Below are 22,197 nucleotides of genomic sequence, written 5' to 3' on the forward strand. Positions count from 1 at the left end.
TCCTTGCGCCCGCGCCCACAGGATTCCCGCATGAACGTCCGCCTCCGCCGTATTCTTGCCGCCAGCACTCTCGCCATGGCCTGCGCCGCCGCGGGCAGCGCGTGGGCGGGTGCCCGCGATGACCTGAAGAACTTCACCAGCGGCCTGAAGGGCCTGGATGGCCAGTTCAGCCAGCAGGTGTTCGACAGCCGCGGCAAGGTCAAGGAGTCGACCAGCGGCCGCGTGGCCCTGTCGGCCCCGCGCCTGTTCCGGTGGGAGTACGTGCGGCCGCATGAACAGCTGATCGTGGCCGACGGCAAGAAGGTCTGGATGTACGAGCCGGACCTGGAGCAGGCCACCGTGCGCGAGCAGGGCAAGGAAGAGCAGAACAGCCCATTGACCGCGCTGATCAACCCAGCGCTGCTGGAGCAGCAGTACGACCTCAGCGAGGAGGCGGCACAACGGGATGGCCTGCAGTGGCTGTCGCTGTCGCCGAAGCGCGATACCGAGGCCAGCTTCCAGTACGCCGCACTAGGCTTCAACGCCCAGGGGCTGGCGAGGATGGAGATCACCGACGCGGTCGGCCAGCGCACCGTGATCAATTTCAGCGGCTGGAAGCGCAACCCGACCTTCGCGGCCTCGACCTTCCGCTTCAGCCCGCCGGCCGGCACCGACGTCATCGGCAACTGATGGGTGACGCCGGGCATGGCCCGGCGCTACCGATGTGCGCATTTCGCCGATCCGCCGGGCATGGCCCGGCGCGACCGGCGGGGGGCGCGGTACAATAAGCGGGTGCCAAGACAACGCTCCACTTCCTTCCCCGGCCCCGATCTGCTGAGTGTCGATCGGGATCATCTGCGCCCGCTCGCCGAGCGCATGCGTCCGCAGACGCTCGATGAAATGGTCGGGCAGAAGCGCCTGCTCGCTCCGGACAGCGCACTGCGCCGGGCGGTCGAGTCCGGTCGGGTGCATTCGATGATCCTGTGGGGCCCGCCGGGCTGTGGCAAGACCACGTTGTCGCTGCTGCTGGCCGAGTATTCCGATGCCGAGTTCCGCGCCATCTCCGCCGTGCTGTCCGGCCTGCCGGAGGTGCGCCAGGTCCTGGCAGAAGCGGCGCAGCGTTTCGCCGAAGGCCGGCGTACCGTGCTGTTCGTCGATGAGGTGCATCGCTTCAACAAGGCGCAGCAGGACGCGTTCCTGCCGCATATCGAGCGCGGCACCATCCTGTTCGTGGGTGCCACGACCGAGAACCCGTCCTTCGAGTTGAACTCGGCGTTGCTGTCACGCTGCCGTGTGCACGTGCTGGAGGCGGTCTCGCCCACCGACATCGTCGAGGCACTGCAGCGGGCGCTGGGCGATCGCGAGCGCGGCCTGGGCCAGGAGTCCATCGAGGTTGCGCCCGAGCTGCTGCTGGAGATCGCCACCGCTGCCGATGGCGACGTGCGCCGCGCATTGACCCTGCTGGAAATCGCTGCCGAACTGGCGGGGGGCGAGGGCGGGCACATCACCCCGCAGACGCTCACCCAGGTGCTGGCCGACCGTACCCGCCGTTTCGACAAGGGTGGCGAGCAGTTCTACGACCAGATCTCGGCGTTGCACAAGTCGGTGCGCAGTTCCAATCCCGATGCGGCGCTGTACTGGCTGACCCGCATGCTCGACGGCGGCTGTGATCCGTCGTACCTGGCGCGCCGGCTGACCCGCATGGCGATCGAGGACATCGGCCTGGCCGATCCGCGAGCACAGAGCATGGCGCTGGAAGCGTGGGACATCTACGAACGGCTGGGCAGCCCCGAAGGCGAGCTCGCGTTCGCCCAGCTGGTGCTGTACCTGGCCAGCACCGCCAAGTCGAATGCAGGCTACGCGGCGTTCAACCAGGCCAAGGCCGACGTGCGCCAGAGCGGTACCGAAGAGGTGCCGCTGCACCTGCGCAACGCGCCGACCAAGCTGATGAAGGAACTGGGCTACGGTGCCGAGTACCAGTATGACCACGATGCGGAAGGCGGGATCGCCCTGGATCAGACCGGCTTCCCCGATGCGATGGGCGAGCGCGTGTACTACAACCCGGTGCCGCGCGGACTGGAGATCAAGCTGAAGGAAAAGCTCGACCGGTTGCGCGCCGAGCGCGAGGCGGCGCGGGCGGCGAAGCGGCGTTGATCGCCGTTATGCAACCAATCCGATTGTCGGGTCCACGCTGATTCGAGAGAATCCCCGGTTCACTTCTCAAGGATGACGTTCATGCAGGACATGACTCTGGCGTTGAAGCGCTACGCCCAGTTCGAGGGTCGGGCCAATCGCCGCGAATACTGGATGTTCCAGCTGTTCCTGTTTCTGGTGGCCACGGCGGTGTCGCTGCTGGCCGGCGTGCTGGCGATCCTCATGCGCTCCAGTCCGGATGCACTGAGCGCCATCCTGATCGGCACGATGGTGCTGCTGGGCCTGATGTGGCTGGCGACGATCGTGCCGCTGATCGCCGTCACCGTGCGCCGTCTGCATGACTGCAACCAGTCCGGCTGGCTCTATCTTCTGGCATTGGTGCCGATGGGCGGCCTGGTGATCCTGGTGTTCGCTCTGCTGCCCGGCACGCCGCAGGAAAACCCGTACGGCCCCGTGCCTGCGGGCCCTTGACGCGGCACCCGCCGGGCAGCGCCCGGTCCTGGATCGGCCTTCCCGCCTTGGCGGGAACAATGATGGTGCGTCCCATGACGCCGCGGTATCGCGCGCGTGATACACAGTGTGACGTTTGATCGTTGTGATAATCATTCGCGTTTAAGGTAGACTGCGGTCCCTTGTGAAACAGCGGCCCAGGCCGCTGACGTCGCCCGCCGATGAAGCATTTCGTCCTGCCTCCGCACCGTGGTCCGCTGGCCCGCGGCCTTGCCGTCCTGATGATGGGTCTGCTCCTGGCTACCCCGTATGCGTACGCGCAGCAGCGCAATCCGCTGCAGAAGATCGGCCACACCGTGCTGGATGAGCCGGCCGCCAGCTATCGCTTCGAGCATTTCGTGATCGACAGTGCCGACACGCAGCGCCGCTGGCGGGTGAATCTGGCGATTCCGGTCCGCGCCTCCAGTGCACCTTCGCCGGTGCTGTACGCGCTGGACGGCAATGCGGTGGCGATGGTGCTCGACCAGCCGCTGCTGGCTGAACTTGCAGCACTCAAGGCGCCTCCGGTGCTGGTGCTGATCGGCTACGACAATGATCTGCGCATCGACTCGAAGGCGCGGACCCGTGACTACACGGCATGGATCGACCGCGCCGACGATGAGAGCGGCGCAACCCAGGCGGTCGGCGGGGGCGCTGCGGCGTTCCTTGATGTGATCGAACGCCGCATCAAGCCCGAGGTGGAGCGTCGCGCCCGCGTCGACACCGGGCAGCAGGCGCTGTGGGGGCACTCGCTCGGTGGCCTGTTCGTGCTCAACGCGCTGTACACCCGGCCGGCCGCGTTCCAGGCCTATCTCGCCGCCAGTCCGTCACTGTGGTGGGCGCAGGGCGCGGCGCTGGGCGATCCCGAACAGCAGTTCGTGCAGAACGTGCACGGGCAGCCGGCCAGGGTCTGGTTGATGCTGGGAGGCGCCGAGCGCGTCGGCGACCGCGGCAAGCGTGACCTGAACAACCCGCGGGTGGTCGCGCACCTGCGCCGCATCGGCGGCGCCACGCCTGACGCGGCGATGCAGTTGTCCGAGCGGCTGCGCCGGGTGCCGGGGCTGAGCGTGCAGTACCGCGAGTTTCCTGGCCTGGGCCATGGCCCGATGCTGCCGGCGTCCTTCCACGCGGCGCTGCATGAGCTGTACGGGGTGACCGATCGCAGTGCAGGCGATGGCGCCAGTGCAACGGATGGGCCGTCCAGCGAATGAATCCCTTCGCGCGGCGTGCCGTGCGACCCCACTACCCAGGCGAGGCTGCCCGCGTGCAGCGGCCCAGGCAACCGATGAATCCCGCGCCACGTGGCGCGGCCTACGTGTGCAAGGAGCCTGTCATGTCGTTCCGTTCCTCCCTTCGTCCTTCGCTTCGCTTCACCACTCTGGCCACCGGCCTGCTGCTGGCCGTCGCGGCCACCGCGCAGCCGGTATTCGATCAACCGGCCAACGCCACGTTCAAGGGCCAGGTGGTCTCGCGCGGCGACAATGTGGTGCCGGGCAGCACCGCCGATGTGGTCGGTCGCGGCTTCGTGCCGGGCCAGAAGGTCAGCCTGCTGCGCGGCGACAGCGTGTTGAACGCCCAGCCGGTGGTGGTTGATGCCGATGGCAACTTCAAGACCCAGCTGGCCATTCCCGCCGATGCCGTGCCGGGCACCCATCCGGTCGTGGTGCGGGCGAGCCAGCCGGCCGCCGCGACGGTGCTGAAGCTGCGCGTCTCGCCGCAGCTGCCGCTGTCGGGCCAGGCGCAGTTCACCACCCAGTCCAACAAGCTGGTGCCGGGCCTGTACCAGTCCGCCTACAGCGCCGCCAGCAATGCGCTGTTCGTGACCTCCGCGGTCGGCCGGCCGCCGGTGACCCAGTCGCAGCTGCTGAAGATCGACCCGGCGTCGCTGAAGGTCAGCAAGGCGATCACGCCGGCGCAGGTGCCGGGCAGTACCAACGGCGCGGTCTATGCGGTGTACGGCGTGGGCGTGGATGATGCCAACGGCAACGTGTGGGTGACCAATACCCGTCAGAACAGCGTGGCCGTCTATCGCCAGAAGGATCTGTCGCTGGTGCACCAGTTCCCGGTCGATGCGGTGCCGCATGCGCGCGACGTGGTGATCGATGGTACCCGCGGCAAGGTGTTTGCCTCGGCCACCGGTGAGGATCACCTGTCGGTATTCGATGCGAAGACGTTCAAGGAGCTGCCCGCGGTGACGCTTGAATCGGGCGTGGATGACGGCAAGTTCACGCCGATGAGCCTGGTGCTGGACGAGAAGGGCGGCAAGCTGTTCACCGTCAGCATCGGCACGCCGGAGGCGGCGGTGATCGACGTGGCCAGCGGTGAGGTCGAGAAGGTGATCGATCTGGGCAACTCGATCAGCGCGTCGGGCGTGGCGTTCGACGCGGCGCGCAACCGGTTGTACGTGGCGTCGCAGGGCACCGACAACCTGCTGATCGTCGACGTCGCAGCCGGCAAGGTGCTGCACGATGTGCCGGTGGGCGCGGGTGCGCTGAACGTCGCCTTCGATGATGCATCCGGCCTGGCCTATGTCAGCAACCGTGGCGCCGGCACCGTGACCGTGGTCGACCGCGAGGGCAAGGTGGTCGCCAACCTCGACGGCGGCACTTTGCCGAACCACGTCCGTGCCGATGGCAAGGGCAACGTGTTCGCGGTGAACAAGTCGCGCGGCGCTGAAGACCCGAAGGGTGACCGCATCACCCGCATCACCCCGAAGCAGTAAGTCAGACGGCAGGGCGGCGCGCGCGTCGCCCTGCCAGCAAGGAGAACGTCCATGAACATCGTGCCCCGTCTGCGCCTGTGCGCACTTCCGTTGGCTGTTTCGCTGGCACTGGCTGCCTGTGGCGGCTCGTCGGCTCCCTCCGATGCCAAGAAGCCTTCCGAACCGCCGCCGGCGGCAATGGCGGCCGCCGCGGACACCGCGTTGCCGGCAGGCTGGAAACGCGTGGCCGGTGCCGAGATGCCGGCCGTGCATGACCAGAAGGCCGTGCTGCCGGCCAAGGTGCATTCCGATGACGGCGCCGATATCGCGGTGACCGACACCCGCCGGATCATCGCCGGTGGCGACGACGTCATCGCGGTGATCGAGGCGCTGGGGCTGGGCAAGCAGGTATTTGCCGCCCCGACCAACACCACCACCGAGGCTGGCCGGGCTGCGCCGCACCAGTTCCTGTTCAACCGCACCACGGGTGTGGAGGGTGTGCTGAGCCTGCGGGGTTCGCTGTTCCTGGGCAACAGCCTGCGCCGCCACACCGAGCTGGCGAAGAAGCTGCGCGAGGTGGGGGAGCCGGCGGTGGTCATCGACGATCTGCAGCCGGCGCCGGACAAGGTGCGCAAGGTCGCCGCCGCACTCGGGCTGGCCGAAGCAGGGCAGACGCTTGCCACGCAGGTGCAGCGTCAGCTGGATGAGGCCGCAGCGATCGGCCGGGGCCTGGGCCATGCGCCGCGTGTGATCCATGTGTCGGCCACCGGTGCCGGTGGCGCACCGACCGTTGCGGGCGCCGACAGCGCATCGGCGCAACTGATCGCGCTGGCCGGCGGCGTCAACATCGGCACCGAAGCGGGAGTGAAGAACTACTCGCAGCTGAGCAATGAGGGCGTGGTCGCCGCGGCACCGGAGGTGATTCTGGTGACCGAGCACGATCTGCAGCTGTTCGGCGGTGCCGAGGGCCTGTGGAAGTCGTACCCGACGCTGAAGCAGACACCGGCCGGGCAGGCCAACCGGGTCTGGGTGATGCCGGATGTGCAGCTCAAGTACACCAGCGTAGGTTCCGGGGCTGGCGCACTGGCGCTGGCGCGGGCGCTGGCGGCGCTGCCGAAGGCATGAGTCCGGCGGACCGGCGCCGTCGTCGCGGGCGGACGACGTTGATGGTGGCGATGCTGGCACTGCTGGCCGCCATTCTGGCCTCGTTTGCGGTCGGGCCACTGCGCTTGCCACCGCTGGAGGTGCTGCAGGCGCTGGCGGTGAAGATGGGGCTGCTCGATCCGCAGGCGGTGAGCAGCCGCGACCTGGCGGTGGTCTGGCAGCTGCGCATCCCGCGCGCCCTGTTGGGCGCGGTGGTGGGGGCATCGCTGGCGATGGCCGGTGCCAGCCTGCAGGGCCTGTTCGGCAATCCGTTGGCGGACCCGGGCATTGTCGGCGTCAGCCAGGGCGCCGCGCTGGGCGCGGTCGCCGCCATCGTGCTCGGTGCTGCAGGTGCGGCCGGCTGGTTGGTGCCGGTGGCCGCGTTTGCCGGCGGTGCGCTGGCGATCGGCCTGACCTACGCGCTTGCCCGGCCGGGCAAGGGCAGTGGCAATGCCACGCTGTTGCTGGTCGGCATCGCCATGGCGGCGTTCTGCTCGGCGCTGATCGGTTTCCTGACCTACATCGCCAGCGAGAGCGAACTGCAGTCGCTGGTGTTCTGGCAGATGGGTTCGCTGGCCCGCGCCAGCTGGAGTGATGTCGCCGCCGTGGTGCCGTTGTTCGCCATCGGCGTGTTCGCGCTGCAGCGCCTGGCAACGCCACTGGACATGCTGGCGCTGGGGGAACGCCAGGCCCAGCATCTGGGCCTGGACGTGGCACGGACCCGCCGCCGGCTGGTGGCGTTCAGTGCCCTGCTGGTGGGTGCGGCCGTCGCGTTTGCCGGTTCGATCAGCTTTGTCGGCCTGGTGGTGCCACACGTGGCGCGCATGCTGGTGGGGCCGGGGCACCGCTGGTTGCTGCCCCTTTCCGGCCTGCTGGGGGCGCTGCTGATCGTGGTGGCCGATACGGCCGCGCGCACGCTCGACCCGCCGGCGGAGATTCCACTCGGTCTGTTCTCGGCTGCACTGGGTGCACCGTTCTTCCTCTGGCTGGTGCTGCAGCAGCGCCGCAAGGCAGCCCCATGACGGCCCTGCTTCATCTGCGCGACGTCGTGGTGCGACGCGGGCAGCGCGAGATCCTGCACGGCATCAACCTGGCGTTCGAGCCGGCGACGGTCACTGCCTTGGTGGGGCCCAACGGCGCTGGCAAATCGACGCTGCTGGCAGTCGCTGCAGGCGATCTGCATGCCGATGCGGGTGAGGTGAGCCTGCTTGGCAGGCCGCTGGCCGGCTACAAGGCCGGTCCATTGGCGCGCGAGCGCGCGGTGATGCCGCAGGAGCACGGCGTGCGCTTCGCCTTCAGCGTGGAGGAGGTGGTGGCGATGGGGCGCCTGCCACACCCGCCCGATCCCGTACGCGATGACACGCAGGTGGAGGCCGCGATCGACGCGACCGAACTGCAGGCGCTGCGCCTGCGCGAGGTGCAGCAGTTGTCCGGTGGCGAGTCGGCCCGGACCACGTTCGCGCGCGTGCTGGCGCAGGATACGCCGCTGCTGCTTCTCGACGAGCCGACCGCTGCGCTGGATCTGCGCCACCAGGAGCGTACGCTGCGCAGCGTGCGTGCCTGTGCCGAGGCCGGGGCCTGCGTGATCGTGGTGCTGCACGACCTGAATCTGGCCGCCGGCCATGCCGACCGCATCGTGCTGCTGGAACAGGGCAGGGTGGCCGCCGACGGCTCACCCGCGCAGGTGTTGACCGTGGAGACGCTGCAACGCGTCTATCAGCAGGACGTGGTCGTACTGGAGCATCCGAAGCGGGGCGTGCCGCTGGTGGTGGTCACCTGATCCGGGCGGCGAAAGGAATCCTCATCGTTCCACTGGTGCGCGCAATCAGCACTTGCGCGCCAGATTGGCAGGTCTAGAATGCGCCCCATGAACCGGATGCCGCTCCTGAAGTTTTTCACCCTGACCCGCGCAAGCGCGGAACGGGCGTGTCTGCCTGGAGCTCGACGGGGCCGCTGAATCGGCCACCGTTGGACCATCCACAGAGCGCCCTCCGGGGCGCTCTTTTCGTTTCCGCAGTCCCTTTCATCCACCCGCTGCACCGCAAGGAGAACGTGCCATGCACCAGATCGCCGAGACCGAACGCTAGCCGCGCACCCTGTCGCCAACGGGGGTGCGCGGCCCCCGAAGTTGGCTTGCAGGAACCCATCACATGAACACCCAGATCCTTTCCCGTCGTCGCAACCTCGGCATCATTGCCCACATCGACGCCGGCAAGACCACGCTCACCGAACGACTGCTGTGGAAGAGCGGCGAGATCCACCGCGTCGGTGAGGTCCATGACGGCAACGCCACCACCGATTTCTCGGCGATCGAGCGCGAGCGTGGCATCACCATCGGCGCAGCAGCCGTGCAGGCGCAGTGGGCGCCGCGCGATCTGCCGCCGCATCGGCTGACCCTGATCGACACACCGGGCCACATCGATTTCGCCATTGAAGTCGAGCGTTCGCTGCGGGTGCTCGACGGTGCCGTCGCGGTGTTCTCTGCCGTGGATGGCGTGCAGCCGCAGTCGGAAACGGTGTGGCGCCAGGCGCGCCGGCACCGGGTGCCGTTGATCGCCTTCGTCAACAAGATGGATCGTGTCGGCGCCTCGTTCGAGCGCGTGCTGGAGCAGCTGCGGGACAAGCTGCAGGCGCGGCCGTGGGCGCTGGGTGTGCCGCTGGGCAGCGAAAGCGACTTCAGCGGCTGGGTCGATCTGGTGGATGAGCGCGTGCTGCAGTGGCGCGACGGCGGCGTGGTGACCATCACGCCGTGGGATGACGCTGCACGCAGCCAGTGGCAACCGCGGCGCGACGCGCTGGTGGAGGCCGTGGCCGACCATGACGAGGGTCTGGCCGATGCGTGGCTGGAAGGCCGGGTGATCGATGCGGAACTGCTGCGCGCGGCACTCCGGCGGGCGACGCTGGCCGGTGCGGGCGTGCCGGTGCTTGCGGGTGCGGCGTTCAAGGACAAAGGCATCGAGGCGCTGCTGGATGCGGTGGTCGATTACCTGCCTTCGCCGTTGGATCGGCCTGCCGTCACTGCCGAAGGCGAGGCCGGCGACGTGCTGCTGCCGCCGGATCCGGAGGGTCCGCTGGCGGGCCTGCTGTTCAAGATCACCCATCAGCAGCACGGTGCGCTGAGCTTCGTGAGGCTGTATTCGGGAACGCTGAAGGCAGGCGACGCTGTGGCCAGCTCGCAGCATCCGCAGGGTCGGCGCGTGAGCCGCCTGGTGCGGGTGCAGGCAGACCAGACCCATGACATCGAGCAGGCCGTGGCCGGTGACATCGTCGCGGTGCTGGGCTGGAAGGATGCAGTCAGCGGTGAAACGCTGAGCGCACGCGATCAGCCGTTGCGCCTGGAGAGCATCCAGGCACAGGCGCCGGTGCTGGCGTGGCGCCTGGAACCTGCGCGTGCAGCGGACCTGATCCGCATGGCGCAGGGGCTGGCCAGCCTCGCCCAGGAGGATCCGTCATTCCGCGTGGAGACTGATCGCGAGAGCGGCGAAACGCTGGTATGGGGCATGGGCGAACTGCACCTGGAGGTGATGGTCGAGCGCCTGCGCAGCGAATGGAAGGTCGATGTCGGCATCGGTTCGCCGCGCGTTGCCTACCAGGAAACGCCGTTGCGCGCGGTCTCCGGCGTGGTCGGCAGGGTCGTCAAGCAGAGCGGTGGCCAGGGCCAGTTCGCCCATGTGGTGCTGGACGTGGCGCCGCGTGAGGACGACCAGGTGGTGTTCAACGATCGCATCGTGGGAGGCGTGATCCCCCGTGGTTTCATCGCAGCGGTGGAGAAGGGTGTGCGTGCGGCGCTGTCGGAAGGACCGCATGGGCATCCGGTCGTGGGCATCGAAGTGACCCTGGTGGACGGCCAGACCCATGCCAAGGATTCCTCGGACATGGCGTTCCACCGGGCCGGCAGTGAGGCCGTCAGGGCCGCGCTGGCCAGTGCCGGCACGCAGGTGCTGGAGCCGGTGATGGCGGTAACGGTGCATTCGCCCTCGGCGTCGGTGGGCGACGTGGTCGGCGACCTCAACCGTCGCCACGGTCGCGTCGCGCGCATCGAGGACCAGGAGGGCCGTGCCGAAGTGAGCGGCTTTGCACCGCTGGCGCAACTGGTGGGCTACACCACTGCGTTGCGCTCGCTCAGCCAGGGGCGCGCCAGCAGTGAAGCGCACCTGCACGGTTACGAGCCGGTACGCGCTGCCTGAAGTGTGCAAGGGGCCCGTTCGCGGGCCCCTCTTGCTGCCGGCGAGCGGCAGCAGGGCGCATTGCAGTGCAACAAAAGTGTAGAAAAGGCTGGATTAAAGTGATGCCTCACGATAAATTGCGCACCCGTCGTTGCTTGCCGCTGTCTGCCCCCACTCATGCGTGATGACAAAGACCCCGGAACCCTGGAGCTGACCCTGCCGCGCAAGCGCGGTCGTCCGCCCAAATTCGGGTACGCGATGAGCGATGCGCAGCGCGCCGCGCGTTACCGCGCACGCAGGTCGGGCCAGGCCAACCACGCCGATGTGCGCTCCTGCAGTGACATGGTCCTGCTGGACAAGATCCGCGCCGCGGTCAGTGCGCGCGACACCGAACTGGCGGGCTTCCTTGTCCACGTCCTGTGGCAGCGCTATCCGCTGCAGCTGAAATAAGTCAGTGCCGGGGTGGTGGTCGTCACCCGGCTTGTTGATAATGCGGGATTCAGGTTGTTCCCGCTGGCGCGCCCGGGATGGCAGGCGCGCATGATGAAACGGTTCCTACGATGACCACCAGCGACACCACCACCGAAGCGGCGCAGGCCGGCACCCCCCTGTTCTACACCCGTCCGGTGCCGCTGCAGGCTGATGTGCACGCCGACCTGCGCATCCTGCCGGGCAAGCTTGATTTCGCCGCCGGCAACAACGCCATTCCGCTGGTGCTCGGCGAGTTCTCGCTGGCACTGCATCATTTCCCGATCCTGTTCGCCGGCCCGGGCGCCGTTCCGATGGCCGCCGTCGGCGTGACCAACGAGAACCTGTTCATCAAGGACGGGCTGTGGGAAGACGAGGCCTACATTCCGGCCTATCTGCGTCGCCACCCCTTCATCTTCATCGACACGGGCGCGGACAATGATTTCCTGCTCGGCATCGATGAAGCGAGCCCGCGCGTGGTCAAGGGAGGCGAGGAAGGCCAGGCGCTGTTCGCCGACGGCAAGGCCACCGACATGGTGCAGCAGGCGCTGGAGTTCTGCGGGCAGTACACCCGCGAGCACGAACAGACCCAGGCCTTCTCCAAGGCGCTCATCGAAAAGGGGCTGCTGGTCGAGCGCAATGCGACCGTACGCGCTCCGAACGGTCAGGAGTTCAACCTCAACGGCTTCCAGGTGGTCGACGTCGAGAAGTTCGTCGCGCTGCCCGAGGAAACCGTGATCGAATGGCACCGCAGCGGCTGGCTGGCCCTGATCCACCAGCACCTGATGTCGCTGGGCCGCTTCAACGACCTGACCCGTCGCCAGGTCGAACGCCTGGCAGCCTGAGCGGGCTGAAGGGCCGGGCTCCCGCGCAGCGGGGCCCGGTCCGTGCGGGACGTCAGCGCAGTGACTGCGGAACGCGCCGCAGCTCGCGGGTGTCATATCCCATCGCGGCGATGCGTTTTACCGCCTGCGCATAGTCCTCCGCAGAGACCTGCGGGGTGCGCGCCATGTACCACACGTAGTCGCGCTTGCTACGCGCCACGATGGTCTGCTGGTAGTCGCTATCGATCCAGGCAATGACGTACTCGGCCTGAATGGGCCATACGAACTGCATGCCCCAGATGGCGCCGTTGCCTTCCTTCTCGACCCTGCCGATCGGGTGCATCGATCGCTGTGGTGCGTCGAAACTGCCCTTGCGATACGTGAAGGTGGTCTGGATGCGGCCGTCCGGCCGCGGCGCGTAGCTTTCAATGGCGTCAAACGCTTCGCGTTCCGGCCAGGAAGGGATATGGGCGATGACGTACCAGTCGCCCATGAAGCGGGGAACGTCGACCGCCTGCGGTCGCGGCAGAGGGCGCAGGTCACTTGAACTGCAGCCGGTGCCGAACAGGGCGATCGCCAGGAACGAGAGCAGCGGAAGGGGGCGCATGGTGACCTCAACGTGGCCGGAACAGGTAATGGGCAACCAGCCACTGCTGGCCGTTGTCGTAGCCGAACAACTCGGCGCAGGCCATCCAGAACATGCGCCAGCGGTTCCACCATTGCCTTGCCGCCGGCCTGCCATAGGTTGCCTCCAGGATCGGCATGATGCGTTCACGCGCGGCATCCTGGTTCGCCAGCCAGTGGTCAGCCGTACGCTGGTAATGCGTGCCATCCAGCAGCCAGCGCCGCTGCAGGCGCAGGTCCTGCTGGAAGTGCAGCAGAGTGTCGGCAGCGGGCATCAGCCCACCCGTGAAGAAGTGCCGCCCCATCCAGTTGTCGCCGCCTTCGGTTTCAAAGGGGTACATCAGGGTGCGGTGGGCGAAGATGTGCACGAACAGCGCGCCGTCTGGCTTCAGCCACTGCGCGATGCGTGACATCAGCTGCGCATGGTTGCGGACGTGCTCGAACATCTCCACCGAAACGCAGCGGTCGAAACGGCCGGCGGGCAGCTCCAGCCGGTTGACATCGCAGGTGATCACCTCGACATTGCCCAGCCCGCGCAGCCTGCACTGTTCAAGGATGTGCTGGCGCTGGCTGTGCGAATTGGACACCGCCGTGATGCGCGCGCCCGGGAAGCGCTCGGCCATCCACAGGGTCAGCGAGCCCCAGCCACACCCCAGTTCAAGGATGTGCTGCCCGTCAGCCAGGCTGGCACGCTCGCCGTAGAGCTCGAGCATGGCGACTTCGGCTTCGTCCAGGGTCTCGCGACCGCTCGGGTAGTAGCAGCTGCTGTATTTCAGGCGCTTGCCCAGGCAGGCCTGGAAGAATGCGGCGGGGACTTCATAGTGTTGCCGGTTGGCGGCATCGACATGAAGCGCGACCGGGCTGCCGGCCAACTGCTCAAGGCACTGGTTGAAGCGCGCGGACTGCGCCTCGATGCCCCCGGCACTCTCTTCCTGGAGGCGTTGGGCGCACAGCCGGCGGATACCGGAGCGCAGGGCCACATCCGGAATGAGGCCGCGCTCGGCCCAGGCGATCAGCCCGGTTTCCGGATCGGCAGGCGTTGCGAGCGATGTGGCGACTGTCATGGCAGGTGCTCCTTGGACGAACGCGGGAACCACGGGAAGAACATCGGCGTGCTGCGCTGGTAGTCGCGGTAGTCCTCACCACGGCTGCGCAACGCCTGCTTCTCGGTGAAGGGAATGCCGCTGAGATAGCGCAGGAACAGGTACATCAGCACCGGTCCTGTCCAGGCAAGCCAGCCCAATGGCGAGCCGACCGCGAGCAGGACGTAGGTGAACCAGTGCAGCCATTCGAAGAAGTAGTTGGGGTGCCGCGAGTACCGCCAGAGGCCGGTGCGGCAGGTGCGCCCCTTGTTGGCCGGGTCGGCGCGGAACCGTGCGAGCTGATGGTCGGCCAGCGTCTCGACGCCGACGCTCAACAGCCAGACTGCGGCAGCGGCGGCAACCCAGCCCGCCGCGGCGGGCGAGTCGTTGCTGGCGACGGCCACGAATGGCAGGGAGAACAGCACGATCAGCAGCGCCTGGGCGATGAAGAAGCCGAAGATCTTGCCCTGGTGGCTCTGCCAGTGATCTCGCAGGTATCGGTAACGCCCGTCCTCGGCCTCGCGCCGCACGCGGCCCCACAGGTGCAGCGCGAGTCGGCCGCCCCACAGGCCGCCCAGCACCGCAAGGGCCACACGCGGCAGCGCGGCGCCGTCACCGAGCAGGGCCAGTATCAGCGCTGACGCAGCGACGCCCTTCGCCCACAGCACATCGACGATGCCGATGTTGCGGTGACGGCGTTGCCATGCCCATCCCCAGGCCATGATGAGCAGGGCATACAGGGCAACCCAGAGCAGGGCGTTCATGGTTGGGCTCCGGCAAACGGTGGGCGGATGGGGGGGCTCGACCAGCGACGCGCAGCGATACACAGCAGTGGCAGGGCGATGCTCCAGCCGATACCCAGCGTCAGCAGGCCTTTCCAGGCCGGGGGCGAAAGCTGCACGGCGTCGAAGCCGCGGCTGGCGGACAGGTACGCCAGCGGGGCAAGCAGCAGGCCAAAGCACACGGGGAGCGCCGTGTTCCGCTGCAGGAAGGCCATCGATGCATTGATCGTCATCGCGAAGGACGCCCAGAGTGCGAGGATCCAGGGCGGTGGCACCCAGCCCAGGGGCGCAGCGGCATAACGCACCACGCCCGCGGCGGCAGCGGCGCCATCGACCAACCACGCACAGGCCAGGGCCAGGACCAGCAGGCGGAGCTCGACCCGGGGCAGGGGACTGGTGCTGAGCTGGCTGGCCACGAACAGTGTGGCGGCCAGCAGTGCTGGCCATTGCAGCCCGCGCCCGGCGCCAGCGACCGCGCACAGCCAGACCGCCTGGTTGCCGAGCAGATTGAGCCAGGTGCGGCGCATGTCAGTGTGCGCCCGTGGCGTGCGCGCTGCCCCGATGGCCGGGGCGTGCCAGCAGCAGGTGTGAAACGCCGATCGAACGTTCCAGGAAGCCGCCCTCGCAGTAGGCCAGGTAGAACTCCCACAGACGGCAGAACCGCGCGTCGAACCCCTGCGCATGCACTGCGGGAAGCTGTGCGAGGAATCGCTGGCGCCACGCCCGCAGCGTGAGGGCATAGGAATGGCCGAAGTCCTGCTGCGCCAGCAGCTGCAGATCGCTGGCACGGGTCTTGGCGGCCATGATCGCGTTGATGGAAGGGATGAAGCTGCCGGGGAACACGTGGCGTTTGATGTAGTCCACGCTTCGGCGCGCCTGCTCATAGCGGTGGTCTTCAATGGTGATCGCCTGCAGCAGGGCCAGCCCGTCCGGCTTGAGCAGCCGTTGCAGGGTGGCCATGTAGGTGTCCAGATACTGGGCGCCGATCGCTTCGATCATCTCGATCGAGACCAGCTTGTCGTACTGCCCGTCGAGGTCGCGATAGTCCTTCATCAGCAGGGTGATGCGATCCTCCAGACCCGCGGCGCGCACCCGTGCCGTGGCCAGCGCATGCTGCTCGGCGGAGATCGTGGTGGTAGTGACATGGCAGCCGTAATGCTGCGCGGCATGCAGTGCGAATCCGCCCCAGCCCGTGCCGATCTCGACCACCCGGTCTCCGGGTGCCAGGCGCAGCTGCTGGCAGATGCGATCGAGCTTGCGCCGCGAGGCGTCCTCGAGCGTGTCCTGCTCGCTGGCGAACAGTGCCGATGAATACATCAGGTCCGTTGACAGGAACAGGGCGAAGAAGTCGTTGCCGAGATCGTAGTGAGCCGCGATGTTGCGCCGGCTGCCTTCGCGGCTGTTGCGGCGCAGCCGGTTCCAGCCGCGCAGCAGCCAGCCGCCGATGCGTGCCGGGCCACGTTCCATGCCGTCCAGCAGATCGCGGTTGCGCACCAGCAGGCGTACCAGCGCAACCAGGTCGTCGCATTGCCAGTCGCCATGGATGTAGCTCTCGCCTGCGCCTACGCTGCCTTGTGCGGCGACTTTGCGGTAGAACGCCGGGTCATCGATGGTCACAGTGACATGCAGTTCCCCCGCTGCGTCACCCAGCAGTGTTTCGCCGAGGGCATCCCGTACCCGCAGCTGGCCTTCGCGCAGCGGCGCAAGCTGGGACAGCAGGCGTTGGCGCAGGTATGCGTCGAGCGCGCCGGCCCGGGGCATGGCTGCCGATGGAGTCATCTCGTTCATCGCGGTTTTCCGGCAAGTGAGGGGTGGTCATGGACCGGGTTGCGCTTGAGCCACAACTGCAGCGCATGCCAGTGAATCGCCGCAACGACCTGCACGGTCATCAAGGGATACAGGGTGAGCACCTTCGCCAGGCCGCGCCCGTCCAGCGGTCGTCGCTGCATGTGCTGCGTGGCGTCGAACTGGCGCACGCCCTCCTGCAGAACCTGCATGTGGACCCTGAGGTCCTCGCCGGGCGTGCTGAACCGCCAGTCGTAGGTGCAGTCCATCGCCATGAAAGGCGACACATGGAAGCGTTTCTGGAACTGCCAGCGCAGTGAGCCCGGCTCGCTGGCCGCTTCTGCCACTGACAGGACGTAGGCGTGGCGCTCTTTCCAGGGCGTATTGGTGATGTCGGCCACGATGCAGTCCAGTGTGCTGCCGTCAGGCTGGTAGCAGTAATAGAAACTGACCGGGTTGAAGACGTGCCCGCCGAAGCGCAGATGGGTCAGCAGGCGGATGGGGCCCGCCGGGCGATGACCCCGCACGCCTGCGACATGGCGGCGGACCGCCTCGGGAAGCGGCATCGAGGGGTCGCCGAAGTAGTCGCTGCGCCGGAACTCCGCCAGATTGCGGCGGTTCAAGGACCACAGCCATCGTCCGGCAAAGATCGTGTCCAGCTCGTCGAGATCAAGCAGCAGCTGCGCGACCGGGTAGCGGAAGGCGTGCGCGTGCGGCTGGTGCCTGCGGTGTATCACGTGGCCGAAGTAGAGGGCGCTGGCGCTCATGCGGCGGCCTCGTCCTGCGTCATGAGACGTGGCTGCGGCGAACAGGTCCGCATCGCGTCGACGACGCGACGGGCACTGCGGATGCCATCTTCGTGGAAACCCCACCCCCAATAGGCTCCGGCGAACCAGGTGTGGCGGCGGCCCTGTACGTCGGCCCAGCGCTGCTGGGCTCGGACCGCAGCATGATCGTGCACCGGGTGTGCATAGCTCATACGACGCAGTATGCGGCGTGGGTCGATCGCCTCGGTGCGGTTGAGCGTCACGACCAGCGGGATGTCGCCGGGCAGTCCCTGCAGCAGGTTCATGCAGTAGCTCACGGTGCAGGGAGCGGCGGGATCGCGCGGCACATGCGCGTTCCATGCAGCCCATGCCTTGCGGTTGCGGGGCAGCAGGGATGCATCGGTGTGCAGTACGACGTCGTTGGGCTGGTAGCGGATGGCACCGAGTACGTCACGCTCGATCGGATCGGCATCGGCCAGCAGTGCCAGCGCCTGGTTGCTGTGGCAGGCGAGGATCACTTCATCGAATCCTTCCACGCCCGCAGCGCTGTGCACGCGCGCGCCCCAGGGCATCCGCTCGACGGCGAGGACGGGACACTCCAGGCGCTCGTGCACCCGCCAGCGGCGGCGCAGGGCGTCCACGTAGCGCGCCGAACCACCTTCCACCACGCGCCACGGCGCGCGGCCGGTCATCTGCAGCATCTGGTGGTTGGCCATGAACTGGGCCAGGTAGCGTGCGGGGAAGTCCAGGACGGTCGCCGTCGGCGACGACCACAACGCCGACGCCATCGGCAGCAGATGCTCGTCGACGAAGGCCTTGCCATAGCGCTGGCTGCGCAGATAGTCGCCCAGCGTTGGGCCTTCCCGCTCGGCCAGCAGCAGCGGCGCATCGCGATAGAAGCGCCGCAGGTCGGAGAGCATTCCCCAGAAGCGCGGCGAAACGAGGTTGCGTCGCTGGCAGAACAGGCCGTCCAGCGAGGTGGCGTTGTACTCCACGCCCGAACGCTCGCTGTGCATGGAGAAACTCATGGTGGTGGGCTGCGAGGTGACGCCCAGCTCGTCGAACAGCGCGCTCAGCAGCGGATAGTGCAGCGGATTGAACACGATGAACCCGGTGTCCACAGCCATCCGCGTCCCGCCCAGCTCGATGTCGTGGGTGTGGGTGTGTCCGCCGAGATAGTCGTTGGCCTCGAACAACGTGACGTCATGTTCGCCGTCCAGCCACCATGCACTGGCCAGACCAGAGATTCCCGAGCCGATGACTGCGATGCGCATGTCAGTATCTCGCCTTGTCCAGGACCCACGCTGGGATGGGTTTGAGTCCGCTGACCAGCCGCAGGGCGGCCATTGCGCGCAGCCCGTACCAGGTCATGTCCACCTCCCACCAGCGGAAGCCCTGCCTGACCGAGCCGGGAAAGAAGTGATGATTGTTGTGCCAACCCTCGCCGAAGGTCAGCAGTGCCAGCCACAGATTGTTGCGGCTGTCGTCACGGGTATCGAAGCGGCGCCGGCCGAAGCGATGCGCCAGCGAGTTGATGGTGACCGTGGCATGGAACAGGACGACGGTGGAAACGAAGAAGCCCCAGACCAGAAGCTGCGGCCCGGACGTGTGCAGGCCGGGCGCTGCCCGTTCGAGCAGTTCGCCCAGTGCATAAAGGCCTGCCGCCAGCAGTGCCGGCACCGCGATGTCGAAGCGGTCCAGCCAGCGCAGTTCCGGAAACCGGGCCAGATCAGGCACCCGGGCAAGGTCGGTGGTGAACGCCTCGCGGGTCAGGAACCAGCCCATGTGACTGCGCCAGAATCCGCGCTGGTGTGGGGAATGGGGGTCCTGCGGCTGGTCGGCGTGACGGTGGTGATGCCGATGGTGCGCGGCCCACCACAGCGGGCCGCGCTGCACGCTGGAAGCGCCGATCACCGCGAATACGAACTGCACCCAGCGCGGCGCCTGGAAGGTTCGATGCGAGAAGTAGCGGTGATAGAACGCGGTGATCGCAAACATCCTGATCGCGTAGAGCGCAGCTGCCACGGCCACGGCGATCCAGGACACCCCCACCCAGATCACGCCGAGGCAGGCCAGGTGCATCAGTGCGAATGGCACCGCGCGCAGCCAGTCGATCCGATCCGCACGCCCACTGTCGGTGTCCATTGCAGTGCCGGCGTCGAACCAGCGCCGGAGGGTGCTCAGAAGGCGTTCGCGTCGGCTGCGGAGGGGCGCTGCGGAAGCCATGGGGCGGATCTCGAGGGAGGCGTGTGTTTCTCTACGCAGCAGGGCGGGAAATGGATGCGCCTCGTTGCAGATTCTTCGTCTTCCTGTTTGTCTTCACTTCGCCGTAACGGCGCACCCGGCGACCAGAGGCCGCGCCCACGCCTGCTGCCACTGGCTGTCCGGCTGGGGCGCAGGCGGGCTGTCGAAGCGCACCACCACGGCGGGGTAAGTGCCACGTGCATCGCGCAGGTTGCTGGTGCCGCGGAACTCCAGCAGGCGACGATCGGCCTCGGCGTAGACCAGTGACAGGCGTGGGGCCACGCCGCCATACCAGGTGTCCAGCTGGACCTCGAATGACTGTGCAGCCAGCCCGCGCCAGCGGTTCGCACCACGCCAGCTGACCTTGACCGGATAGAAGCGCTGACGCCCGGGGACGAGAAAGGGCAGGGTCACCTCGGCTCCCTGCAGCAGCGGTGTCCAGTGCTGGCGCACGGCCGCATCGAAGCCGGCATCGACGACTGCACCGGCAGGCGCTGGCAGGCGTGCCTGCCGCGATGTGGACGAGGCACTCTCCTTCCACGAGATGCGGACTGTATCGCTGGACATCTCCACGTCAGCCTGCTGACCCGAGCGCTGGTCGAGCAGCCGGTAGCCGCGCGCCAGCGGTCGATCCGTGGCCGCCATGTGTTTTCTTGCAAAGGGCTGGCCGTCCGGGCACAGGTACTGGACCCAGCGCTCGGCGCCTTCCGTGGCGCCCCGCTGCCAATGCATCTCGCGGTAGGCCACCCGGCCATCCGGCAGGGTGGCGATGCCCTCGTTGTGCAGCAGGGTGGCCGCGAGGGCGGGGCAGGGCAGGCACAGCAGCAGGAGAGTGATGCGCATCGAAGGCGCTCCGGCGGGGGGACGTCCTGGCATACGCGGCAGGGCCGTTGCTGGATGCAGGTCGGTGCTGCATCCAAACGGGCCCGTGGCCCGTACTCAGGACAGACCTTCACCAGCCCGCCGCGACCGCAGATGTACCCTGACGCCGCCAGCCCTCCCGTTCCCTTCGACACCGCCCGCCTCGTGTCCAGTTCCCAGCAGCCCAGCACTGACGCACTGAACTGGACCGGTGACATGGACGCGGTGGCGCGGTTGCGCGACCGCGACTGCTTCATGCGCATCTATGACCACTTCATGCCCAGGTTGTGCGTCTATCTGCGCGGACTCGGCGTGCCGGATGCCGTGGCTGAAGAGCTTGCGCAGGAATGCCTGTTGAAGGTGTGGCTGCGCGCTGGAGACTACGATCCGGCGCAGGCGGCACTGAGTACATGGCTCTACCGGATCGCCCGCAACCTGCATATCGACCGGGTCCGGCGCGAGCGCAGCTGGATGCAGGTCCAGGCGGCCGTCGAAGAGGCCGCTGCCGCGGACCTGGTCGAGCGCAGCAGCGCCGAGCAGTTTGCCGACCATGCACGGCTGCGCCAGCGCATCAACGAACTGCCGGCCGTGCAGGCGCGCATGGTCCGGATGTCGTACTTCGAGGCCAAGAGCCACGGTGAGATCGCCTCCATTCTGGGCATGCCGCTGGGGACCGTGAAGTCGCATCTCCGCCGCGCATTCCTGCGCCTGCAGTCGCGGATCGGAGGTGCGCAATGAGCCCGCACCACCATCTGCACGAATCGACGTTGATGAGTTATGCGGCCGGCGCACTGCCGGCGCCACTGAGTATCGTCGCCGGCACGCATCTGGAGCGCTGCGCGGTGTGCCGGCAGCGCCTGCGGGAGGCTGAGGCGATCGGTTCGGCGCTGCTGGAACACACCCAGCCTGCGCTTGCCGAAGACCGCCGGGACGCCCTGCGCGAGGCCATGCTGGCCCATTTGTCCTCGCAGGCGGTCTCAGCAGCGGCCGAGCCATCATCGCCGCGGGAGGTGCCGCATGAACGGCCTGAGGCTGATCCGGACTACCTGCCGGCATCGCTGCACCCGTATTTCGGCAGGTCACTGGCAGCGCTGCGTTGGCGCTGGATCGCGCCTGGCGTGCACTGCATCCGGGCCGAACAGATGCCATCGTTGATCATGCTGAAGATCGCCCCCGGAAAGTGCCTGCCGATGCACAGCCACGGACAGAGCGAACTGACGCAGATCCTGCGCGGTTCCTACAACGATGCGTTGGGCCTGTTCGCGCCTGGCGATGTCGCGGATCTTGACGAGGACGTTGAGCACCAGCCGGTGACGGCGCCGGGCGTGCCCTGCATCTGTGTGTCCGCGCTGGATGCCCCGCTGGTGTTCAGTGGTTGGCTGGCGCGCCGCATCCAGCGTTTCGTGAAACTCTGAGCCCCGTGGACAGTCACGCCGCCCCTGGCCGCATGAAGCTGCTCGTTGCCGGTGCAACAGGGCTGGTGGGGCAGGGCGTTGTCCTGGCCTGCCTGGAATCGCCCCGGGTGCAGCGTGTCACGGCACTGGTCCGCAGGCCGGGCAGCCGGCCGGGGCAGCAGGTCGCCGAACTGCTGCTCGCCGATTTCCGGCAGGCCGCCGGCAGTGTTGACCTGTTTTCGGGATTCGACGCCTGCCTTTACTGCGCCGGAGCGCCGCCGGTGGGAACCCGCGAAGCCGAGTACCGGGCGGTGACCTTCGATGCCACGCTTGCCGTGGCTTCGGCGTTCGCCCAGGCATGTCCGCAGGGGCGCTTCCTGTACGTGTCCGGGGCGCATGCCGATCCGCAGAGCCGCATCATGCCATTGCGGGTGAAGGGGCAGACCGAACAGGCACTGGCCCGCTTGCCGATCCGTACGGTGATGCTGCGGCCAGGCGGTGTCCAGCCTGTTGCAGGTACGGGCACGGCGCATTCATGGATGAGGCCACTCTATGGTGTCGGCGCCCCGGTGCTGGGGCTGATTGCACGCATGGCCCCTTCCATCGCGACCAGCAATCTGGCCCTGGGGCGGGCGATGGTTGCAATGGCCGACATGCCACAGCCGCCGGGCGTCGTTGAGTGCGCGCAGATCAACCGGCTCGGAACCAGACAAGGCCCCTGAGCCGGCGCGCGC

The 22,197-nt window shown here is 67.6% G+C and carries 23 protein-coding genes; 14 read left to right on the forward strand and 9 right to left on the reverse strand.

Translation table 11 applies throughout. The annotated features are described in order from the left end of the window. Window positions 1-30: 30 nt before the first annotated feature. The 11 genes from lolA to AC06FB_RS00480 all read left to right on the forward strand — a co-directional run bounded on the left by lolA (window position 31) and on the right by AC06FB_RS00480 (window position 11,945). Window positions 31-669 carry an outer membrane lipoprotein periplasmic chaperone LolA gene (gene lolA / locus AC06FB_RS00430; RefSeq protein ID WP_065182198.1) on the forward strand — a complete coding sequence of 213 codons (639 nt, stop codon included), beginning with the start codon at window positions 31-33 and terminating at the stop codon, window positions 667-669. Between the two features lie 186 nt (window positions 670-855). Further along, complete coding sequence (locus AC06FB_RS00435; protein WP_227255445.1) at window positions 856-2,133, forward strand: replication-associated recombination protein A; 1,278 nt, start codon at window positions 856-858, stop codon at window positions 2,131-2,133. A gap of 81 nt (window positions 2,134-2,214) precedes the next feature. Next, window positions 2,215-2,604, forward strand: a complete 390-nt coding sequence (locus AC06FB_RS00440) for a DUF805 domain-containing protein (protein ID WP_065182200.1) — start codon at window positions 2,215-2,217, stop codon at window positions 2,602-2,604. A 200-nt stretch (window positions 2,605-2,804) separates the two neighbouring features. After that, window positions 2,805-3,833, forward strand: a complete 1,029-nt coding sequence (locus AC06FB_RS00445) for an alpha/beta hydrolase (protein ID WP_065182201.1) — start codon at window positions 2,805-2,807, stop codon at window positions 3,831-3,833. Between the two features lie 122 nt (window positions 3,834-3,955). Beyond that, window positions 3,956-5,344, forward strand: a complete 1,389-nt coding sequence (locus AC06FB_RS00450; protein WP_128988579.1) for a YncE family protein — start codon at window positions 3,956-3,958, stop codon at window positions 5,342-5,344. A 51-nt stretch (window positions 5,345-5,395) separates the two neighbouring features. Next, window positions 5,396-6,448 carry a heme/hemin ABC transporter substrate-binding protein gene (locus AC06FB_RS00455; RefSeq protein WP_262218073.1) on the forward strand — a complete coding sequence of 351 codons (1,053 nt, stop codon included), beginning with the start codon at window positions 5,396-5,398 and terminating at the stop codon, window positions 6,446-6,448. Then, window positions 6,445-7,488, forward strand: coding sequence for a FecCD family ABC transporter permease (locus tag AC06FB_RS00460; protein ID WP_478053234.1), 1,044 nt, complete (start codon window positions 6,445-6,447; stop codon window positions 7,486-7,488). The genes AC06FB_RS00455 and AC06FB_RS00460 overlap by 4 nt, the downstream gene beginning before the upstream one ends. Then, window positions 7,485-8,246 carry a heme ABC transporter ATP-binding protein gene (locus tag AC06FB_RS00465; RefSeq protein WP_368865332.1) on the forward strand — a complete coding sequence of 254 codons (762 nt, stop codon included), beginning with the start codon at window positions 7,485-7,487 and terminating at the stop codon, window positions 8,244-8,246. Before AC06FB_RS00460 ends, AC06FB_RS00465 begins: the two co-directional genes overlap by 4 nt. A 370-nt stretch (window positions 8,247-8,616) precedes the next feature. After that, a complete protein-coding gene (gene fusA / locus AC06FB_RS00470) occupies window positions 8,617-10,653 on the forward strand; it encodes an elongation factor G (RefSeq protein ID WP_277381763.1) in 2,037 nt (678 codons plus the stop codon). 156 nt (window positions 10,654-10,809) lie between these two features. Beyond that, entirely contained in the window at window positions 10,810-11,082 is a 273-nt protein-coding gene (locus tag AC06FB_RS00475; protein WP_019659661.1) for a hypothetical protein, read from the forward strand. A gap of 110 nt (window positions 11,083-11,192) precedes the next feature. After that, the gene (locus AC06FB_RS00480) at window positions 11,193-11,945 is read left to right on the forward strand and encodes a SapC family protein (protein WP_111186989.1); all 753 of its coding nucleotides are present in this window, start codon (window positions 11,193-11,195) and stop codon (window positions 11,943-11,945) included. Window positions 11,946-11,997: 52 nt separating this feature from the next. Here the strand turns inward: AC06FB_RS00480 and AC06FB_RS00485 are convergent, their stop codons facing one another. From AC06FB_RS00485 to AC06FB_RS00525, 9 genes are all read right to left on the reverse strand, one after another. After that, window positions 11,998-12,531, reverse strand: a complete 534-nt coding sequence (locus tag AC06FB_RS00485; protein WP_065175694.1) for a lipocalin family protein — start codon at window positions 12,529-12,531, stop codon at window positions 11,998-12,000. Window positions 12,532-12,538: 7 nt separating this feature from the next. Beyond that, window positions 12,539-13,612 carry an SAM-dependent methyltransferase gene (locus AC06FB_RS00490; protein WP_065175693.1) on the reverse strand — a complete coding sequence of 358 codons (1,074 nt, stop codon included), beginning with the start codon at window positions 13,610-13,612 and terminating at the stop codon, window positions 12,539-12,541. After that, complete coding sequence (locus tag AC06FB_RS00495) at window positions 13,609-14,394, reverse strand: DUF1295 domain-containing protein (RefSeq protein WP_478053235.1); 786 nt, start codon at window positions 14,392-14,394, stop codon at window positions 13,609-13,611. The genes AC06FB_RS00490 and AC06FB_RS00495 overlap by 4 nt, the downstream gene beginning before the upstream one ends. Beyond that, window positions 14,391-14,939 carry a DUF2878 domain-containing protein gene (locus AC06FB_RS00500; RefSeq protein ID WP_478053236.1) on the reverse strand — a complete coding sequence of 183 codons (549 nt, stop codon included), beginning with the start codon at window positions 14,937-14,939 and terminating at the stop codon, window positions 14,391-14,393. Before AC06FB_RS00500 ends, AC06FB_RS00495 begins: the two co-directional genes overlap by 4 nt. A 1-nt stretch (window position 14,940) precedes the next feature. Next, window positions 14,941-16,200: an SAM-dependent methyltransferase gene (locus AC06FB_RS00505; protein ID WP_180875144.1), complete on the reverse strand. Its 1,260-nt coding sequence runs from the start codon at window positions 16,198-16,200 to the stop codon at window positions 14,941-14,943. After that, on the reverse strand, window positions 16,197-16,964 hold the full coding sequence (locus tag AC06FB_RS00510) for a DUF1365 domain-containing protein (RefSeq protein WP_478053237.1): 768 nt from the start codon (window positions 16,962-16,964) through the stop codon (window positions 16,197-16,199). The genes AC06FB_RS00505 and AC06FB_RS00510 overlap by 4 nt, the downstream gene beginning before the upstream one ends. Then, window positions 16,961-18,238, reverse strand: a complete 1,278-nt coding sequence (locus AC06FB_RS00515) for an NAD(P)/FAD-dependent oxidoreductase (RefSeq protein ID WP_277381766.1) — start codon at window positions 18,236-18,238, stop codon at window positions 16,961-16,963. Before AC06FB_RS00515 ends, AC06FB_RS00510 begins: the two co-directional genes overlap by 4 nt. Before the next feature lies 1 nt (window position 18,239). Further along, a complete protein-coding gene (locus AC06FB_RS00520) occupies window positions 18,240-19,190 on the reverse strand; it encodes an acyl-CoA desaturase (RefSeq protein WP_478053238.1) in 951 nt (316 codons plus the stop codon). 93 nt (window positions 19,191-19,283) lie between these two features. After that, window positions 19,284-20,051: a hypothetical protein gene (locus AC06FB_RS00525; RefSeq protein WP_065182215.1), complete on the reverse strand. Its 768-nt coding sequence runs from the start codon at window positions 20,049-20,051 to the stop codon at window positions 19,284-19,286. A 132-nt stretch (window positions 20,052-20,183) separates the two neighbouring features. Between AC06FB_RS00525 and AC06FB_RS00530 the strand changes: the two genes are divergently transcribed. From AC06FB_RS00530 to AC06FB_RS00540, 3 genes are read left to right on the forward strand one after another with little or no spacing between them, the layout of a single operon-like run. Beyond that, entirely contained in the window at window positions 20,184-20,807 is a 624-nt protein-coding gene (locus AC06FB_RS00530) for a sigma-70 family RNA polymerase sigma factor (protein WP_065182216.1), read from the forward strand. Then, window positions 20,804-21,484 (forward strand): ChrR family anti-sigma-E factor, encoded by a 681-nt coding sequence (locus AC06FB_RS00535; RefSeq protein WP_478053239.1) that lies wholly within the window; start codon window positions 20,804-20,806, stop codon window positions 21,482-21,484. The genes AC06FB_RS00530 and AC06FB_RS00535 overlap by 4 nt, the downstream gene beginning before the upstream one ends. Window positions 21,485-21,516: 32 nt before the next feature. After that, on the forward strand, window positions 21,517-22,185 hold the full coding sequence (locus tag AC06FB_RS00540) for an NAD-dependent epimerase/dehydratase family protein (RefSeq protein ID WP_478053240.1): 669 nt from the start codon (window positions 21,517-21,519) through the stop codon (window positions 22,183-22,185). Window positions 22,186-22,197 lie beyond the last annotated feature (12 nt).

Source organism: Stenotrophomonas sp. Steno-C15, from assembly GCF_056393265.1.

Bases quoted from the DNA above. Each gene is read 5' to 3' on its own strand.
- AC06FB_RS00510 (WP_478053237.1), bottom strand. From the start codon at position 16,964: ATGAGCGCCAGCGCCCTCTACTTCGGCCACGTGATACACCGCAGGCAC.
- AC06FB_RS00530 (WP_065182216.1), top strand. From the start codon at position 20,184: ATGTACCCTGACGCCGCCAGCCCTCCCGTTCCCTTCGACACCGCCCGC.
- AC06FB_RS00440 (WP_065182200.1), top strand. From the start codon at position 2,215: ATGCAGGACATGACTCTGGCGTTGAAGCGCTACGCCCAGTTCGAGGGT.
- AC06FB_RS00495 (WP_478053235.1), bottom strand. From the start codon at position 14,394: ATGAACGCCCTGCTCTGGGTTGCCCTGTATGCCCTGCTCATCATGGCC.
- AC06FB_RS00540 (WP_478053240.1), top strand. From the start codon at position 21,517: ATGAAGCTGCTCGTTGCCGGTGCAACAGGGCTGGTGGGGCAGGGCGTT.
- AC06FB_RS00435 (WP_227255445.1), top strand. From the start codon at position 856: ATGCGTCCGCAGACGCTCGATGAAATGGTCGGGCAGAAGCGCCTGCTC.
- AC06FB_RS00490 (WP_065175693.1), bottom strand. From the start codon at position 13,612: ATGACAGTCGCCACATCGCTCGCAACGCCTGCCGATCCGGAAACCGGG.
- AC06FB_RS00535 (WP_478053239.1), top strand. From the start codon at position 20,804: ATGAGCCCGCACCACCATCTGCACGAATCGACGTTGATGAGTTATGCG.
- AC06FB_RS00450 (WP_128988579.1), top strand. From the start codon at position 3,956: ATGTCGTTCCGTTCCTCCCTTCGTCCTTCGCTTCGCTTCACCACTCTG.
- AC06FB_RS00505 (WP_180875144.1), bottom strand. From the start codon at position 16,200: ATGAACGAGATGACTCCATCGGCAGCCATGCCCCGGGCCGGCGCGCTC.
- AC06FB_RS00500 (WP_478053236.1), bottom strand. From the start codon at position 14,939: ATGCGCCGCACCTGGCTCAATCTGCTCGGCAACCAGGCGGTCTGGCTG.
- AC06FB_RS00445 (WP_065182201.1), top strand. From the start codon at position 2,805: ATGAAGCATTTCGTCCTGCCTCCGCACCGTGGTCCGCTGGCCCGCGGC.
- AC06FB_RS00525 (WP_065182215.1), bottom strand. From the start codon at position 20,051: ATGCGCATCACTCTCCTGCTGCTGTGCCTGCCCTGCCCCGCCCTCGCG.
- AC06FB_RS00475 (WP_019659661.1), top strand. From the start codon at position 10,810: ATGCGTGATGACAAAGACCCCGGAACCCTGGAGCTGACCCTGCCGCGC.
- AC06FB_RS00480 (WP_111186989.1), top strand. From the start codon at position 11,193: ATGACCACCAGCGACACCACCACCGAAGCGGCGCAGGCCGGCACCCCC.
- AC06FB_RS00460 (WP_478053234.1), top strand. From the start codon at position 6,445: ATGAGTCCGGCGGACCGGCGCCGTCGTCGCGGGCGGACGACGTTGATG.
- lolA (WP_065182198.1), top strand. From the start codon at position 31: ATGAACGTCCGCCTCCGCCGTATTCTTGCCGCCAGCACTCTCGCCATG.
- AC06FB_RS00515 (WP_277381766.1), bottom strand. From the start codon at position 18,238: ATGCGCATCGCAGTCATCGGCTCGGGAATCTCTGGTCTGGCCAGTGCA.
- AC06FB_RS00465 (WP_368865332.1), top strand. From the start codon at position 7,485: ATGACGGCCCTGCTTCATCTGCGCGACGTCGTGGTGCGACGCGGGCAG.
- AC06FB_RS00520 (WP_478053238.1), bottom strand. From the start codon at position 19,190: ATGGCTTCCGCAGCGCCCCTCCGCAGCCGACGCGAACGCCTTCTGAGC.
- AC06FB_RS00485 (WP_065175694.1), bottom strand. From the start codon at position 12,531: ATGCGCCCCCTTCCGCTGCTCTCGTTCCTGGCGATCGCCCTGTTCGGC.
- AC06FB_RS00455 (WP_262218073.1), top strand. From the start codon at position 5,396: ATGAACATCGTGCCCCGTCTGCGCCTGTGCGCACTTCCGTTGGCTGTT.
- fusA (WP_277381763.1), top strand. From the start codon at position 8,617: ATGAACACCCAGATCCTTTCCCGTCGTCGCAACCTCGGCATCATTGCC.